At 70.6% G+C, this 12,978-nt stretch carries 13 protein-coding genes; 5 read left to right on the forward strand and 8 right to left on the reverse strand.

Annotated elements, in window-relative coordinates:
* Positions 1-19: 19 nt before the first annotated feature.
* On the forward strand, positions 20-778 hold the full coding sequence (locus ACE3TA_RS15330; protein WP_374575163.1) for a PIG-L deacetylase family protein: 759 nt from the start codon (positions 20-22) through the stop codon (positions 776-778).
* Here ACE3TA_RS15330 and ACE3TA_RS15335 read toward each other — a convergent pair.
* Positions 736-1,914, reverse strand: a complete 1,179-nt coding sequence (locus ACE3TA_RS15335; RefSeq protein WP_374575164.1) for a Gfo/Idh/MocA family protein — start codon at positions 1,912-1,914, stop codon at positions 736-738. The genes ACE3TA_RS15330 and ACE3TA_RS15335 overlap by 43 nt on opposite strands.
* Positions 1,911-3,230: a hypothetical protein gene (locus tag ACE3TA_RS15340; RefSeq protein WP_374575165.1), complete on the reverse strand. Its 1,320-nt coding sequence runs from the start codon at positions 3,228-3,230 to the stop codon at positions 1,911-1,913. The genes ACE3TA_RS15335 and ACE3TA_RS15340 overlap by 4 nt, the downstream gene beginning before the upstream one ends.
* A gap of 90 nt (positions 3,231-3,320) precedes the next feature.
* On the opposite strand from ACE3TA_RS15340, the gene ACE3TA_RS15345 reads away from it, so the two are divergent.
* On the forward strand, positions 3,321-3,689 hold the full coding sequence (locus tag ACE3TA_RS15345; protein ID WP_374575166.1) for an ArsR/SmtB family transcription factor: 369 nt from the start codon (positions 3,321-3,323) through the stop codon (positions 3,687-3,689).
* Entirely contained in the window at positions 3,682-4,569 is an 888-nt protein-coding gene (locus ACE3TA_RS15350) for an SRPBCC family protein (RefSeq protein ID WP_374575167.1), read from the forward strand. Before ACE3TA_RS15345 ends, ACE3TA_RS15350 begins: the two co-directional genes overlap by 8 nt.
* Positions 4,570-4,584: 15 nt before the next feature.
* On the opposite strand, the gene holA is transcribed toward ACE3TA_RS15350, so the two are convergent.
* The 4 genes from holA to ACE3TA_RS15370 form a co-directional block, all read right to left on the reverse strand.
* Positions 4,585-5,637 carry a DNA polymerase III subunit delta gene (gene holA, locus ACE3TA_RS15355; protein ID WP_374575168.1) on the reverse strand — a complete coding sequence of 351 codons (1,053 nt, stop codon included), beginning with the start codon at positions 5,635-5,637 and terminating at the stop codon, positions 4,585-4,587.
* Positions 5,638-5,650: 13 nt separating this feature from the next.
* Positions 5,651-6,154: an LPS assembly lipoprotein LptE gene (gene lptE, locus ACE3TA_RS15360; protein ID WP_374575169.1), complete on the reverse strand. Its 504-nt coding sequence runs from the start codon at positions 6,152-6,154 to the stop codon at positions 5,651-5,653.
* A 1-nt stretch (position 6,155) separates the two neighbouring features.
* Positions 6,156-8,738, reverse strand: a complete 2,583-nt coding sequence (gene leuS, locus ACE3TA_RS15365) for a leucine--tRNA ligase (protein WP_374575170.1) — start codon at positions 8,736-8,738, stop codon at positions 6,156-6,158.
* A gap of 116 nt (positions 8,739-8,854) precedes the next feature.
* A complete protein-coding gene (locus ACE3TA_RS15370) occupies positions 8,855-9,331 on the reverse strand; it encodes a DUF3576 domain-containing protein (RefSeq protein ID WP_374575171.1) in 477 nt (158 codons plus the stop codon).
* Positions 9,332-9,705: 374 nt separating this feature from the next.
* Here ACE3TA_RS15370 and ACE3TA_RS15375 point away from each other — a divergent pair, with 374 nt between their 5' ends.
* Positions 9,706-9,996 (forward strand): NtrZ family periplasmic regulatory protein, encoded by a 291-nt coding sequence (locus ACE3TA_RS15375; RefSeq protein WP_374575172.1) that lies wholly within the window; start codon positions 9,706-9,708, stop codon positions 9,994-9,996.
* Between the two features lie 6 nt (positions 9,997-10,002).
* Here the strand turns inward: ACE3TA_RS15375 and ACE3TA_RS15380 are convergent, their stop codons facing one another.
* The gene (locus ACE3TA_RS15380) at positions 10,003-10,638 is read right to left on the reverse strand and encodes a thiamine phosphate synthase (RefSeq protein ID WP_374575173.1); all 636 of its coding nucleotides are present in this window, start codon (positions 10,636-10,638) and stop codon (positions 10,003-10,005) included.
* Here ACE3TA_RS15380 and ACE3TA_RS15385 point away from each other — a divergent pair, their 5' ends adjacent.
* Positions 10,639-11,304, forward strand: a complete 666-nt coding sequence (locus tag ACE3TA_RS15385) for a YggS family pyridoxal phosphate-dependent enzyme (RefSeq protein WP_374575174.1) — start codon at positions 10,639-10,641, stop codon at positions 11,302-11,304.
* A 63-nt stretch (positions 11,305-11,367) separates the two neighbouring features.
* Here the strand turns inward: ACE3TA_RS15385 and purH are convergent, their stop codons facing one another.
* Positions 11,368-12,960, reverse strand: coding sequence for a bifunctional phosphoribosylaminoimidazolecarboxamide formyltransferase/IMP cyclohydrolase (purH, locus tag ACE3TA_RS15390; protein WP_374575175.1), 1,593 nt, complete (start codon positions 12,958-12,960; stop codon positions 11,368-11,370).
* Positions 12,961-12,978: the final 18 nt, after the last annotated feature.

Below are 12,978 nucleotides of genomic sequence, written 5' to 3' on the forward strand. Positions count from 1 at the left end.
CGCGCGGAAACAGACATCAATGGCCGTCATCCTGGCGATCCACGCCCACCCCGACGACATCGAGCACCTGTCGGCCGGCACGCTCGCGCTCCTCGCCCGCGCCGGACATACGATCAAGATCGCCACCATGACGGCCGGCGAGTGCGGGTCGGCCGAGGCGGATCTCGCCGAGACCGCGCGCATCCGCACCCGCGAGGCCGAGACCGCGGCCGGCCTGATCGGCGCGGACTATCGCTGCGGCGGCCTGCCGGACCTGGGCGTGTTCAACGACGACGCCGGCCGGCGCGCGACGACGGAGCTGGTGCGCTGGTCGGGCGCGGACATCGTGATCACCGCCTCGCCGGCGGACTACCATCCGGACCACGAGGCCGTGAGCCTTCTGGCGCGCGACGCCTGCTTCGCCGCCAGCGCGCCCAACTACAGGACCGGCCCGGCCAAGCCGCTGGCGGCGATTCCTCATCTCTACTTCATGGATCCGATCGGCGGGCGCGACCGCGAAGGCGTCTGGATCACGCCGCACTTCGCCGTGGACGTTTCACAGACCTTCGAGACCAAGCGGGCGATGCTGGCGGCGCATGAAAGCCAGACCGCGTGGCTTGAGCGGCAGCACGGCATCACCGATCCGCTGGCGTCGATGGAGCGTTGGACCCGCCGCTGCGGCCGCGACTTCGGCGTTCCCCTGGCGGAGGGCTTTCGCCAGTACCGCCACCACCCCTATCCGGCGGACCCGGCGCTTCAGGCGTTGATCGGCTCGGCCCTGCTGCAAGCCAAGTCGTAGGCCGCCCACATCGGCGCGCAGTCGACCATCTCGCCGGCCTCCATCGCGCGGTCGATCGCCATCACCGTCAGCCCGGCCTCCATGGATTCGAACGGCGTGACGGGGAAAGCCGCCTCGCCCCGCAGGGCGGCCATCAGGTCGCGGGCCATGGCCTGGTCGGCGCCGTTGTGGCTGTCCTCGGTGCGTCCGCCGTAGTCGATCCGCTCCGGCTTGCCGCGATCCATGGCCCGGCGGACCATCAGCCGATTGCGCACCAGGTCGGCGATCAGCGTGCCCTCGGTGCCGGCCACGTACCAGCGCCGCTCGGGCAGGGCGACGTGGCTGTTGGCGTGGAACGACAACCGCACCTGGTTCTCGTATTCCAAGAGGGCGAGTTGATGGTCGGTGACGTCCATGTCCGACTGGAAGGAATCGTTGGCGCCCGCCCAGCCGGCGTCGCGCAGCGCATAGGCCGCTTCGCCGGTGGAGTAGGTCTTGGGCACGTTCGTCCGGGTGGAGACGAAGATCCGCCGCCCGCCGAAGCTGGCGATCCGGGCGGGCCGCGCCCCGGCAATTCGCCCAAAGATATCAAAGTCATGGCAGACCTTGTCGAGCAGGTACGAGCCGCCCCAGATCTGCTTGCGCCGCCAGTTGCGCGCCAGGTAGCCGCCGTGCTCGGGCGGCAGGTGCTCCGTGGCGTCGATGGAGACCACCTCGCCCAGCTCGCCGGAATCGACGCGCTTGATCACCTCGCGGACGATCGACATGGAGCGCATCACGAGGCCGATGAACAGCGGCGGAGCTCCGCCCGCCGACAGCCGCCGGGCGAGCGCATAGGTCTCCTCCTCGGTGCGCACGATGGGCTTCTCGGCGAAGATCGGCCAGCCGGCGTCCATCGCCAGGTTGAGGTGCTCGAAATGCAGATGGTTGGGCGAGCCGATCATCACCAGGTCGAAGGGACCCTGGGCGAACAGGGCCGCCGGGTCGGCCACGGCCTCGCCCATCCCGATCCCGGCCTCGGCCATGATCGGCGCGCCCACCGGCGCCGGGTCGACATGGGCCGCCACCTCCAGGCTCCAGCCCACCTCCTGCATGGCGGCCAGCACATGGGCGATGCGCTGGCCAAGGCCGATCACGCCGATCCGACAGGTCTTCATCCGATCCCCCGAAATCCGGCCACGTGGTTCAGCCGGGCCCAGCTTTGCGTATAGGCCGGCGGATTGACGCCTCGGCGCGGCGCGGGCAGGGCGGCCGCCCATCGCGCCTCCGCCTCGGCGGCCTCGCGCCAGCAGTCCTCGACCAGCGTGGCCAAGGCGTCCGGCTCGGCGCGCTGGGAAAGCTCCGCATCGAGGCGCTGGACGAAGCTCGCCTCCAGGGCGTCGCGCTCAGCCGCAAAGCCCATCAGCTCGTTGTAGTCGGCCAGGATCGCGCGGTGCAGGCGCTCGTGCCGCCACCACAGCGTGGCCGGATCATAGCGGTCGCCGGGCGCGGGCCCGCCGGGCGGCGGGCCGGCCTCGATCAGCACCGGCTTGAAGATGCCGGTGCAGGGCGCCGAGGTCGCCGTCACCCAGGCGATGGGCCGGTCCTGCCGGATCTCGCAGACCATCGAGGCCACCGACTGGCTGCGCCGCGCGCCCGCGGCGGCGTGCATGCAGATGGTGCGACCGACGGTTTCCGCCGGCGTCCAATCCTCGGCCGGGCCGTGATCGCGCAGAATCGCCATCATGCCCCACGGCGTGAGCTTTCCCTCATCACGGGCGAGCAGCGAGGCGCCGCGCGCGCACCGGCCGCGGCCGAAGCTGACCGCGTCGCGGGCATCGTCGATCAGATGGGCGGCCAGGTCGATGCGGCCGTCCGGCCCGCGCCAGTCCTCGGCGACGGCGTGATCCTCCATCGCCGGGCTGATGCGGTCGTAGCCGGCGCCGATGCTGTAGGCGTTGGAGAGGGCGCGCACGCTGGCCACCTGCTCGACCGCCCACCATTTCCCTACGGTTTCAAGCACATAGGCTTCACGTGCATCGGCGATGATGAAGCCGTTCTGATAATAGAAGCGGCCGAGATGCCCGCAGTTTCCGCCCTGGCCGTGGCGCTCCAGGAGTTCGATGATCACCTCCACCGCCTCTGCGGCGCTGGCGGCGCGTTCCAGGCCCAGCCGAACCAGGTCCATGCCGGTCAGCGCCGGCTTGCGCTGGGCGGGGAAGCGGGCGTGCAGGGCTCCGTTGCCGATCGCCACGCCCCGGTCGTTCACCCCCATCTCCGCGCCCCACATCCAGAACGGCCGGCTGATCAGGCAGGCGCGGGTCTCGGCCACGTCGGGGATCGTCAGGTATGTGAGCTTTAGCTCGCCACCGCCGCGACGGGGGCCGTGCAGCTCTAGCACCTGGGCTTCGTTGCGCTCGCGATCGCTGTTCTTGGCGAACAGCGCAAAGCCGCGCGCGGCGGCCTGGGGCAAGGCGGCGAAGGTGTCGCACATGGCCCGAGCTTAGGTGATTTCACCGGCGGCGGGAGGGGGCGTGAGCGTCCGGCTTGCCAAAAGCGCTGCGTCGGCGTTTTATGTAACCAAATGGTTACGCAACAAGACGCCCGCGACCTGGTGTTCGACGCCCTCGGCGACCGCACGCGCCGGGCGATCCTGGACCTGCTGCGCGAGGGCGAGATGCGCGCCGGCGACCTGGCCGCGCGCTTTCCCGTCAGCCGGCCGGCGATCGCCAAGCATGTGGGCGTGCTGCGCCGGGCGGGCCTCGTGCGTGAACGGCGCGAAGCCCAGGCGCGGCTCTATTCGGTGGAGCCGGCGGGCCTGGCCGAGGTGGACCGCTGGCTGGCGCCTTACAGGCTCTACTGGGCCGCCCGGCTTTCCGACCTCAAACGCGTGGTTGAGGCGGATCACGCCGCCAAGGCGTCGTCCATGAATGGGAGACCGACCGATGAGTGAGCTTGCGCACGCCTTCACCTGGACCCTGGCCGCCTCGCCGTCGGCGGTGTTCGCCGCCCTGACGGAGCCCGCGGCGCTCAGGGCCTGGTTCGCCGACGAGGTGGAGATCGAACCGCGCGCGGGGGGCGCGTTCCGCTTCTGGGGCCCGCACGTCTACGGCGCGCCGGATCGCGAGGCCGCCGACGGCCGCGTCACCCGCTTCGGGCCGGGCCGCGCGCTCGGCTTCACCTGGACGTTGGCGGACGCGCCTGGCGAGGTCGTGCTGGAGCTGGCGCAAAGTCCTGAAAAGCCTGACCAAACGCAGCTCACCGGCGTTCATCGCTTCGCCCGGACGCCGGCGATCGGCCGCGCCGCGGAGCTGGTCGACGACCTCTGGCGTATCCAGGCCGGCAACCTCATGGCCTATCTGGCGGGCGGCGAGGGAATCGTGCGGGTCGACTTCACCGATCCGAAGCCGCAGGTGCGCATGGAGGTGGTGATCGCCGCCCCCGTGGCGGCGGTCTTCAAGGCGTTCGTCGATCCAGAGCTGATGGCGCGCTGGCTGGGCGCGCCGGAGCCGGTGGCCGAGACCCGGCCCGGCGGGCGCTACAGCTATGGCTGGCGCTACGAGGTGGACGGCCGCACCGTCTCTGGCGGCCCGACCCGCATCCTCGAGTTCGAGGAGAACCGGCGCCTCGTCACCGACTGGCCCGACTGGCGCGAGACGCCGGGCGTGCCGGCGCAGACGATCACCTGGCTGTTCGACGACCTGGGCGGGTCCACGCGGGTCACCTTGATCCACGCCGGATTCGTGCGGCCGGTGGACATCAGCGACTACCCGTTCGGTTGGCCGGGTTTCGCCTCGCAGCTCAAGGCGCTGTTCGAGCCGGCGGCGGACTAGTCCGCCCCGCGCCTCTCAAAGCCCTTTGCGCTTGGCCCGGCTGGCGATGCCCAGGGCCAGGCGCTCGGCGATGAGCTGGTCGGGGGAGCCGGTCTGTTTGCACAGCCGGTCGGCGTTGAGGATTTCGGCCTGCAGCAGGTCCAGGTCGTCGAGGGTCCAGCTACGCGCCTGGCGCAGGAATTCGCGCTCGTTCTTCCAGAAGACGCCCGAAGCCTTGGCCGCTTCCTGCAAGCCCGCCCCGGCCTTGGCCAGGGTCAGGGTGCGGCGCAGGCGGCCGAGGTGAAAGCCCATGGCGCGCACGGCGGCGGGGCCGGCCTCGCCTTCCTGCGCGGCCCGGCGCAGGCTGGCCTGGGCCTCGGCCAGGCGTCCGCCGAAGGCGTCGGACGCGGCGTCGGCCAGGGAGGCCTCCGGCTCCACGCCCAGGAAATCCTCCAGGTCCTGCGGGCCGGCGGTGCGGCCGCTGCCCGGGCCGAGATAGAGCGCCAGCCGCTCGATCTCCTGGCGGGCGACGCCCCGCTCCTTGGGCAGGCGGGCGACGAACAGGGTGAGGGCCTCGGTCGACAGGGCGACATTGTCCTTGGCCAGGGTCTCGCGAACGAGCCGGGCGATATCGCCGGGCTCGTCCTCGTAGCAGGGGATGGCCGCGGCCTGGGCCGCCTTCTCCGCCGCCTTGCGCAGGTCAGAGCCGCGCCCGAGGTTCCCCGCCTCGATCACGAACATGGCGTCAGGATTGAGCCGGCCTTCGGCATGGGCCGCCAGCGCCTCGGCGGCCATCTTGTCCAGGCTGACCTTTTCCGAGGTCAGGCGCAGGCGCACCAGCCGGCGGCCGCCCATCAGCGACTGCGCCGCCAGTTCGCCCTCCAGTCGCGCGCCGTCTGAATCCAGGTCGCCGTCGGTGAGGAGCGCCACGTCGAAGGGGTCGTCCGGCCGCTCGACCACCTTGGACGCCAGGAGGTTGGCCCGGTCGCGCACCACGCCCGCGTCGCGGCCGTAGATCAGCACGGCGCGCACCTGGCCGTCCGGCTTGGCCAGGAAGCGCTCAATGTCCGGCCGGCGGCTGAGGATCATGCCGGCGCGGGCCCTAGGAGCCCCGGCCGGCGAGCCAGGTGGCCAGTTCCAGCTGTATGCGGCGGGCCGCCTCTGCGGCGGCGCGGTCCTGCACGTCCTGTTGCGCGACGACGGAGGCGTAGGGCTGGTCGGCTGAATCGTAGGTCAGCTCGACGCGCACGTTGCCCGTCTTGGCCTTGGCGCCGGAGGGCAGGGCGGTGAGCGTGTAGGTGGCGTTCAGCACGTATTCGTAGCGGGTGGCCACGTTGTCGATGCGCAGGCCCCGCGGATAGCGGCTCTCGGCGAGCTGCAGGTCCATGCGGTACTTGGCCGGAACCGACCGGTTCTTGGCGAACGCGTCGTCCAGGTGCTCGCGGATCAGGTAGCCGGCGCGGCCCTCGGGCGCGACGACGTCGACCGCTGCGAGCGGCTGGGTCACGCCGGGATCGGCGTAGAGCGGGGTGAAGCCGCAGGCGCCGAGGCCGGCGGCCGCGGCGGCGAGAAGGCCGGCGAAGACGAAGCGGCGCGCCGGTCCCACGTCAGGCCGCCACGATGTTGACGATGCGATCCTTCACCACGATCACCTTGCGGATGCTCAGGCCCTCCAGACGCCGTGCGATCTCAGGGTCGTCAAGCACGATCTTCTCCACGTCGGCCGGCTCGGCTCCGGCCGGCGCCTGGATCTCGCCCCGGCGCTTGCCGTTGATCTGCACCGGCAGGACCTTGACGCTGTCCTCGGCCAGGGCCGGATCATAGTCGGGCCAGGGGGCGGACACCACCAGACCGTCGCCGCCGATCCGCGTCCAGCACTCCTCGGCCAGGTGCGGGGTGAAGGGCGCGATCAGGCGGGCGAAGGCCGACAGCGCCTCCTGGCGGGCGGCCAGCAGCGCCGGGCTCGCCTTGTCGGCTGGACTGGCCTTGAGAACGTTCAGGAATTCGTACAGCCGGGCGATCCCGGAGTTGAACCGGAAATCCTCGATCGTCTCGGTCATGGCCTTGGTCAGGCGGTGGGTGGCGCGGCGAAGCGCCACGGCCTCCTCCTCTGCCGAGGGATCGCCCGAGACGCCCGCCGGCTGGGTGTCGAACTCGGCCCAGACCCGGTTGACGAAGCGCCAGGCGCCTTCCACGCCCGAGGCCGTCCATTGCACGTCGCGCTCCGGCGGACTGTCGGACAGGACGAACAGGCGCGCGGCGTCGACGCCGTAGACCTCGAAGATGTCGCCCGGCGCCACGGTGTTGCGCTTGGACTTGGCCATCTTCTCCACGTCGCCGATGACCACCGGCTCGCCGGTCTCCACCAGCTTGGCGCGGCGGGTGTTCCCCTCCGCCTCGATCTCGACCAGGCTGGGCTCCAGCCATTCGCCGTTCTGCCGGCGATAGGTCTCGTGGGTGACCATGCCCTGGGTGAACAGGCCGGCGAACGGCTCCTTCACGCTGAGCAGGCCCTCGTCGGCCATGGCCCGGGTGATGAAGCGCGCATAGAGCAGGTGCAGCACCGCGTGCTCGATCCCGCCGATGTACTGGTCCACCGGCAGCCAGTAGTCGGCGGCGGCCTTGTCGACGGATTCCTCGGCGTCCGGATTGGCGAAGCGCGCGAAGTACCAGGACGAATCCACGAAGGTGTCCAGGGTGTCGGTCTCGCGCTCGGCCGGCCCGCCGCAGGTCGGGCAGGTGGCATGCTTCCAGGTCGGGTGCCGCGCCAGGGCGTTGCCCGGCTTGGAAAAATCCATGTCCTCGGGCAGGGCGACCGGCAGCGCGCTCTTGGGCAGGGCGACCACGCCGCACTTTTCGCAATGGACCACAGGGATCGGGCAGCCCCAGCCGCGCTGGCGCGCCACGCCCCAGTCGCGCAGGCGATAGACCGTCGCGCCCTGGCCCTGGCCGGCGGCTTCGATGCGGGCGATGGCGGCGGCCTTGGCGGGCTCCACCTCCATGCCGTCCAGGAAGGACGAGTTGAAGATGGTTCCGGGGCCGACATAGGCCTCGTCCGCGACGGTGAAGCTCGCGGGGTCCTCGCCGGGGGGCAGGACGACGGGCTTGACTGGCAGGCCGTACTTGCGGGCGAAGTCCAGGTCGCGCTGGTCGTGCGCCGGGCAGGCGAAGATCGCGCCCGTGCCGTAGTCCATCAAGATGAAGTTGGCGATCCAGACCGGCAGTTTCCATTCCGGATCAAAGGGATGGCTCACGGTCAGGCCGGTGTCGAAACCGATCTTCTCGGCGGTCTCGATCTCGGCCTCGGAGGCGCCGCCCCGGCGGCATTCGGCGATGAAGGCCGCCGCATGCGGGTTGGCGGCGGCGATCTGCTCGGCCAGCGGATGGTCGGGCGCGACGCCCACGAAACTGGCGCCGAACAGGGTGTCGGGTCGGGTGGTGTAGACCTCCAGGCCGGCCTCGAAGCCGTCCGGCGCGGTCCCGGCGAACTGGAAGGAGAAGCGCAGGCCCTTGGAACGGCCGATCCAGTTCTCCTGCATCACCCGGACCTTGTCGGGCCAGCGGTCCAGCGTCTTCAGGCCGTCGATCAGGTCGTCGGCGTAGTCGGTGATGCGCATGAACCACTGGTTCAGCTTGCGCTTTTCCACGATCGCGCCGGAGCGCCAGCCGCGGCCGTCCACCACCTGCTCGTTGGCCAGCACGGTCTGGTCGACCGGGTCCCAGTTGACCACGCCCTCGCGGCGATAGACCAGGCCGCGCTGGAACATGTCCAGGAACCAGGCCTGTTGCTTGCCGTAGTAGGCCACGTCGCAGGTGGCGAACTCGCGGGACCAGTCGATCGACAGGCCCAGCTCCTTCAGCTCGCTGCGCATCCGCGCGATGTTGTCGTAGGTCCAGGCGCGCGCGTCGACGCCGCGCTCCATCGCCGCGTTTTCCGCCGGCAGGCCGAAGGCGTCCCAGCCCATGGGATGCAGGACGTTGAAGCCGCGGGCCCGCTTGAACCGGGCGATGACGTCGCCCAGCGAGTAGTTGCGCACATGGCCCATGTGCAGGCGCCCCGACGGATAGGGGAACATCTCCAGCACGTAGTATTTCGGCTTGTCGGCGGCTACGCCGGCCTTGAAGACCTGGGCGTCGTCCCAGGCCTTGCGCCACTTGGGCTCGGATTCTTTCGGATTGTAGCGGGCCATCGCTCAGCGCGCCTTCGAACGGAGTTGGACGGCGGCCGGCGGTTCGGATCGACGCCGGCCCTCAGGGAATGGGCGCCGTCCGTCGCTCTGTCGGAAGGATGCGCCCGATCGGGGCCTTAGCCCTTGATGTTGGAAAGTCGAAGCTGGCGCGCGCGCGTCAGGATCGCGTTTTCCAGGTCGGTTTCGGTCTGAGGCGAGGACTGGGCGTCGACCCAGCCGCCCGAACCGTCACGCACCTGCTTGAACACCGACACGTTCAGGCCGTCCGCGCGCAGCCGCGCGTCCAGGATGTAGACCGTGCACTTGAAGCGCTCGTCCGGCTTTTCCGGATTGGTGTACCAGTCGGTGATGATGATCCCGCCGTAGGGGTCGGCCGAGGCCAGCGGCATGAAGGCCAGGGTGTCCAGCGTGGCGCGCCACAGATAGCCGTTCACGCCGATCGCCGGCGCGGCCTGCGCCTTGGGCGCGCCGCCGCGGCCGAACAGGTGGAACCCGCCACGGTCCTGATTCTCGAATTCCCGCGGGCCGCTATGCGAGCAGGCGGCCAGGCCGGTGAAGCAAACGGCCAGGATCCCTGCTGAGACGCCTCGCATCCAGACTCCGCGCACAAACGGCATAATCATCCGCTCCAAGTCGTGTTTCCGCGCCACTTCGGCCACGGCGCCGCCCCGCGCCGGCGCCCTCTATAACAACGCCACGTCAGGCGCCAAACAGGAATCACGTGGCGTTCCCGCCACAGAGTTGCACGATCTGTCCGCAGAGGGGGGGTGCGGCGCTGACTCTTGTTGACCTGTGACGGCGCAGGTCCCAAATCCATTTTGACAGCGTGGCCCGGTGTGGCGACGCATGGGGCATGGGGGCCCTTTTGGTGGTTATGTCCGTTCGGACCGTGTTTTCGATGGTTGGCGCGATCGCCCTTCTGGGGGCGACGAGCGGCCTCGCACACGCAGAAACCGCCAAGCCGAAGATGGACTTCAGCGTTCGCAACGAGCCGGCCACCCTGGCCACCCAGGGCGGCAAGTCGCTGAAATGGGACAATCGCAACGGCCGCTGGGGCGTGACCCTCAGCCTCGAGGAGCCCAACAGCCGCGACGTTCAATGGAACGACGTGGAGGCCGGCGCCTATTATCGCGTCACCCCGAGCCTTCGGGTGGGCGGCGCCGTGGCCCTGGGCGACGAAACCTCGCCCACTTTCAGGAAGACCGAGCCTCAGCCGCTCACCCCGCGCGTCCGCCTGGAAACCGCGTTCAAGTTCTGATCGCCTTCAGGGCCTGGCCGTCAGGCCGTCCACCGCAGCGACACCCGCAACGCCCGCGTCGAGCAGACGGCGGGCGTTTTGATTCGTCACGCCGCCCAGGGCGTAGACGGGCAAGCCTGCGTTAGCGGCGATCCGGGCCAGGCGGCGCGGGCCGAGCGGCCGGCCCGCCGAGCGGCTGCGGCTGGGAAAGGCCGGGGAGACGATGGCCGCGTCGGCGCCGAACCGGGCCGCGCGCCTGGCTGCGGCCTCGCCATGGGCCGCGGCGGTGACGATCCATCCCGGCCGCGACCGCTTCAGCGCCCCGGCCCGATGCGCCGACCGCTCCGGCAGATGCACCCCGTGCGCGCGCGCCGCCGCCGCCAGGCCGGCGTCCGCGCCGACCAGCAGAACGAGGCCGCGCTCGGCGCACACGGTCCGCAGGCGCCTCGCACGGGCCAGGGCGTCGGGGGCGCCGAAAGCGCGATAGACCACCGCCGATCCGCGCGGCAGCCGCCGCGCCACCGCCTCCGGATCGGGCGTGCGCGCCGGGTCGGTGAAGAACATCAGGGGCGGCAGGGCCTTTCCCGGCGCGGCGCGGGCCATTAAGCAACGGGCGGTGCGCGCCAGCGTCCAAAAGCCTTCGCCGCCAACCCTTGGGCTCACATGACCCTCCCTTTCGATCCCGCCGCCGCCCGCCAGGACGTTCTCGCCCGCATCGCCCAGGCGGCCAAGGAGGCCGGACGCGAGCCCGGCGATGTGACCCTGGTGGCGGTCTCCAAGCAACAGCCGTGGGAACGGGTCGCCCCGATCCTCGATGCCGGCCAGACCGTGTTCGGCGAAAACCGGGTGCAGGAAGCCATGGGCCGCTGGGCCGACCATCGCGCCGGCCTGGAGCTGCGGCTGATCGGACCCTTGCAGACCAACAAGACGCGCGAGGCCGTGGCCTTCTTCGACGTGATCGAGACCCTGGACCGCGAACGCCTGGCCAAGGCCCTCGCCGAGGAGATCGGCAAGGCCGGCCGCGCCCCGCGGCTCTATGTGCAGGTCAACACCGGCGAGGAGCCGCAGAAGGCCGGCGTCGCCCCCGGCGAGGCCGACGCCTTCATCGCCCTGTGCCGGGAAACCTACGGCCTGCCGATCGAAGGGCTGATGTGCATTCCGCCGCACGAGGAGCCGCCGGGCCCGCACTTCGCGCTCCTGGCCAAGGTCGCCGCGCGCAATGGAGTCGGCAAGCTCTCCATGGGCATGAGCGACGACTTCGAGACCGCCGTGCGCTTCGGCGCCACCAGCGTGCGCGTGGGATCGGCCCTCTTCGGCGCCCGCGCCTGAGTCAAAAATCAGGGCGCGTTTGGCGGGCGAAGCCGCCCGCACTTTCGCTTGGGCGCGCTCGGCCTAGTGCCGGAACACCCGCACGCCGGTGAACACCATGGCGACGCCGCGCTCGTCGGCCGCCTCGATCACCTTCTGGTCGCCGATGGAGCCGCCGGGCTGGATCACCGCCGTGCAGCCGGCGTCGGCCGCCTGGATCAGCCCGTCGGGGAAGGGGAAGAAGGCCTCGGAGGCGCAGGCCGAACCCTTCAGGTCCAGGCCGAAGTCGGCGGCGCGCAGGGCGGCGATGCGGGCCGAATCCTTGCGGTTCATCTGGCCGGCGCCGATGCCCAGGGTCTGGCCCTCGCGCGCGTAGACGATGGCGTTCGACTTCACGTGCTTGGCGATGGTGAAGGCGAACAGCATGTCGCGGATCTCGGTCTCGGTCGGCGCGCGCTTGGTCACCACCTTCAGGTCCGCCGGCGTCAGGCGGGCGGTGTCGCGGCTCTGCACCAGGAAGCCGCCGGCCACCGACTTGAAGGTCTCGCCGCCCGCCAGGGGGTCGGGCAGGCCGCCGGTGGTGAGCAGGCGCACGTTCTTCTTCTTGCGGAAGAGCGCGATCGCGTCCTCATCGGCGTCCGGGGCGATCACCACCTCGGTGAGCAGCTTCAGGATCTCGGTCGCCGTGGCCGCGTCGAGCTTCTGGTTCAGGGCGATGATGCCGCCGAAGGCGCTCAAGGGGTCGCACGCGAGCGCCCGCTCATAGGCTTCCACCAGGGTCTTGCCGGCAGCTACGCCGCAGGGGTTGGCGTGCTTGATGATGGCGCAGGCCGGTCCGGCCTTGGGGTCGAACTCGGCGACCAGCTCGAAAGCGGCGTCGGTGTCGTTGATGTTGTTGTAGCTCAGCTCCTTGCCCTGGAGCTGATGGGCGTTCGCTACGCCGATGCGCGCCTCGCCCGTGCGGTAGAAGGCCGCCGCCTGATGGGGGTTCTCGCCGTAGCGCATGGTCTGGACGAGCTCGCCGGAGATGGTGCGGCGCTTGGGCGCGGTCTCGCCGAGCTGGCCGGCGAACCAGGTGGAGATCGCCGCGTCGTAGGCCGCCGTGCGGGCGTAGGCGCGCGCGGCCAGGGTCTTGCGCAGGGAAAGCGACGTGGCGCCGTCGGCCTTCAGCGCGGCCAGCACTTCCTCCAGGTCGGCCGGCTCGGTGCAGACCGCGACATAGCCGTGGTTCTTGGCGGCCGAGCGGATCATGGCGGGCCCGCCGATGTCGATGTTCTCGACGCAGGCGGCGAAGTCGCCGCCCTTCGCCACGGTGGCCTCGAACGGATAGAGGTTCACATAGACGAGATCGATGGCGCCGATGCCGTGCTCGTCCATCGCCTTCTTGTGCTCGGGCGCGTCGCGCACGCCCAGGAGCCCGCCGTGCACCACCGGGTGCAGGGTCTTCACCCGCCCGTCCATCATTTCGGGGAAGCTGGTCAGGTCGGCGACGTCCTTCACCGGCAGGCCGGCGGCGGCGATGGCGGCCTTGGTGCCGCCGGTGGAGACCAGCTCCACGCCCATGTCGGCCAGGGCCTTGGCGGCCTCGACGAGGCCGGTCTTGTCGGAAACCGAGATCAGCGCGCGTTTGACGGCGACGCGGTCGGGAGCGGGGGGAAAATCGGGGGCTGCAGGCACGGCGTCTCTCCAAGGTGC

This window comes from Phenylobacterium sp., from assembly GCF_041916435.1.
Lineage (GTDB): Bacteria > Pseudomonadota > Alphaproteobacteria > Caulobacterales > Caulobacteraceae > Phenylobacterium.

Excerpts from the sequence above, each read along its gene's own strand:
- ACE3TA_RS15345 (WP_374575166.1), top strand. The coding sequence starts at position 3,321 with ATGGTTACGCAACAAGACGCCCGCGACCTGGTGTTCGACGCCCTCGGC.
- ACE3TA_RS15340 (WP_374575165.1), bottom strand. The coding sequence starts at position 3,230 with ATGTGCGACACCTTCGCCGCCTTGCCCCAGGCCGCCGCGCGCGGCTTT.
- holA (WP_374575168.1), bottom strand. The coding sequence starts at position 5,637 with ATGATCCTCAGCCGCCGGCCGGACATTGAGCGCTTCCTGGCCAAGCCG.
- leuS (WP_374575170.1), bottom strand. The coding sequence starts at position 8,738 with ATGGCCCGCTACAATCCGAAAGAATCCGAGCCCAAGTGGCGCAAGGCC.
- ACE3TA_RS15330 (WP_374575163.1), top strand. The coding sequence starts at position 20 with ATGGCCGTCATCCTGGCGATCCACGCCCACCCCGACGACATCGAGCAC.
- ACE3TA_RS15350 (WP_374575167.1), top strand. The coding sequence starts at position 3,682 with ATGAGTGAGCTTGCGCACGCCTTCACCTGGACCCTGGCCGCCTCGCCG.
- ACE3TA_RS15370 (WP_374575171.1), bottom strand. The coding sequence starts at position 9,331 with ATGCGAGGCGTCTCAGCAGGGATCCTGGCCGTTTGCTTCACCGGCCTG.
- ACE3TA_RS15335 (WP_374575164.1), bottom strand. The coding sequence starts at position 1,914 with ATGAAGACCTGTCGGATCGGCGTGATCGGCCTTGGCCAGCGCATCGCC.
- ACE3TA_RS15385 (WP_374575174.1), top strand. The coding sequence starts at position 10,639 with ATGACCCTCCCTTTCGATCCCGCCGCCGCCCGCCAGGACGTTCTCGCC.
- ACE3TA_RS15375 (WP_374575172.1), top strand. The coding sequence starts at position 9,706 with ATGGACTTCAGCGTTCGCAACGAGCCGGCCACCCTGGCCACCCAGGGC.